The 2,742-nt window shown below is 59.6% G+C and carries 1 protein-coding gene; it reads left to right on the forward strand.

Going from position 1 to position 2,742, the window contains the following annotated elements; translation table 11 throughout:
• Window positions 1-543: 543 nt before the first annotated feature.
• Window positions 544-2,742, forward strand: a 2,199-nt coding sequence (locus tag VJR90_09145; GenBank protein ID HKV97640.1) for an ABC transporter permease, incomplete at its 3' end; no start/stop codon positions are given.

Consider the following 2,742-nt stretch of genomic DNA (forward strand, 5'->3'; position numbering starts at 1 on the left):
AGTGACGCGAACGCTGACGTCGATGCTGTATGAGGTGACGACGACGGATCCATCGACGTTTGTGGGCGTGGCGATTTTGTTCGCGCTGGTGGCGGTGGCGGCGTGCTACGTGCCGGCGCGGCGGGCGATGCGTGTGGATCCCATGGTGGCGCTGAGGTATGAGTGAAGGGTAAGTGGGCAGTGATCAGTGACGAGTGGACAGTTAAGGCAAGTAATGCGAGTCGAGAGTCAATAGTCGAAAGTTGAGAGGGGAAAAGCAGTGGCTGGTGTCATTCTGAGCGGGGCGTTTCCGCGGAGCGCAGAATCTCGTCTCGGCGCATTTCGAGTCGAGCGACGCTTCGCCGAGCCCAAGATTCAAAGGCCAGGGCGAGATCCTTCGGCGCAAAATCCACGCCTCAGAATGACAGGCTGGAGGTAGGTTGCTGTTGGTTAATGACAGGCTTGAGCCCGGTTGCTGTTGGTTGCTGGCCACTGGCCACTGATTACTCATCACTGACCAATGGCCACTTATGAAATGCTGGCAAGAACTTTAGGAGAACTCGAATGCGCACACTGCTGCAGGATGTACGTTACGCCCTCCGCGTGCTGGCGAAGTCGCCGGGGTTCACAGCCATCGCGATTTTGACGCTGGCGCTGGGGATTGGCGCAAACACTGCGATTTTCTCGGTGATCGATTCGGTGCTACTGAAGCCGCTGCCGTTCAAGAATCCCGCGCAACTGGTGTCTTTGCGCGAAACGGAAAGCGCGCCGGGGGCTTTTCCGCTTGATGGGGCAGACTATCTTGACTGGCAGGCGCAGAACACAACGTTCTCGTCCATGAGTCTCTATTCCTATATGTCCTTTGCATCCGCGGTTTCCAATAGCGCAGGCGGAGGCGATCTTCCCGAGGCGGCAGCGGCTATCAGCACGCAAGCCAACTTTTTCGATACGCTGGGCGTGCAGCCGCTGATCGGACGAACTTTCGCGAAAGGCGAGGACGCCGCCGGCAAAGATCATGAGGTGATTCTCAGCTATGGCTTCTGGCAGCGGCGGCTCGGGGGAAAGCCGGACGCACTGGGCAAGACCGTGCAATTGAACGGCGAGCCGTACACCATCATCGGCGTGATGCCGCGATGGTTCAATTTTCCGGCGGGAACGGATCTGTGGACGCCATTCGATATGACTTCGCAGCAAGTTCACAACCGCGGGAGCCACTGGGCCAACGCAATTGGACGCGTGAAGGACGGACTCAGCGTTGAGCAGTCGCGCGCTGATTTGCTGGCGGTTTCGGCGCGGCTCAATAAGGAATATCGCGGGCCGAATGATCAGGACATTCATTCACTCGTGTTCCCGCTGCAGGAAAGGCTGGTGGGCGGCTCGCGCGGGCAGCTTTTGATTCTGCTCGGCGCGGTGGCGCTGGTGTTGTTGGTGGCGTGCGCGAATATCGCCAACCTGCTGCTGGCGCGTTCGACGTTGCGCGTTCGCGAAATGGCCGTGCGCGCGGCGATGGGCGCAAACCGCTGGCGATTGGCGCGGCAATTATTGACCGAGAGTGTTTTGCTGGCGCTCGGGGGCGCGGCCCTCGGGCTTCTCGGAGCCGTGTGGGGCGTTTCACTGTTGCAGACTGCGGAAACGTCGCCGATCCCGCGCGTTAACTCCGTGCAAGTGAATGTGACGGTGCTGCTTTTTACGATCGGCATAAGCGTGCTGGTGGGAATTCTGTTTGGGCTCGCGCCCGCGCTGCAAACTTCCGATCTGGACTTGAGCGAGGAACTGAAATCGAGCGCCAATGCCGTCAGCGCGACGAGTAGCGGCCGCGCGCTGCGCAACTCGCTCATCGTCGCGGAAATCGCTGTTTCGCTGGCTCTGCTGGTGGGAGCGGGACTGTTAATGCGCAGCTTTGCGCGGCTGCGCTCTGCTGATATTGGCATCGATCCGCATAACGTGCTTACCATGCGCGTCAACGTGCCTGACACCCGATACAAAACCATCGCCGCACAACGGCAATTTCTGGATCAGGTCGCCGCGCGTGCCAGCCGCATTCCCGGCGTGACCAGCGCGACGCTCTCAACGGAAATCGCGATTGACGGCGGCAGCAACGGCTACGTCACCGTGCCGGGTAACACCAATCCGAAGCTGGCCAATCAGCTCGTGGAAGTGAATTACATCACGCCAGAGTACTTCAAGACCTTTGGCATCTCGCTGGTGGAAGGGCGCACCTTCAATGAACAGGACATGCAGCACGCTGCGGACTTGAATCAGCAAATCAGTGCGCTGTACACCTCCGCGAAAGATCCGAGCAAGGTGAAACTGCCGCCGGGCCTGTCGTTCCCTGTGATTATTAACGAAGCGATGGCCAAAGCGTTCTGGCCGAATCAGAATCCGGTCGGCAAGAGCTATACCGGCGCAGGCGACGAGCTTCAGCGCATCGTCATCGGCGTGGCGCGTGATGAGCGCCAGTGGTCTATTCGCCAACCGTCGATTCCCGAAAATTATGAACCGCTGACGTTTCAATTGGGCGAGGGAGGAATTCGCGCGACAGTGTCCGTGAAGACCAAGGTCGCGCCGGCGGGCGTGGTGACCGCGATTCGCGGAGCGGTTCGCGACCTCGACAGCACTCTAGCGTTGTATCACGTGCGCACCATGGACGACATTATCGCCGATGGCATGCAGGACACGACCCTTCAGACTTTTCTGCTGGGCTCGTTTGCCGCGCTGGCGCTGGTGCTGGCAGCGGTGGGACTCTACGGCGTGATGTCCTAT

It is taken from the genome of Gammaproteobacteria bacterium, from assembly GCA_035279405.1.
Lineage (GTDB): Bacteria > Pseudomonadota > Gammaproteobacteria > Natronospirales > REEB76 > REEB76.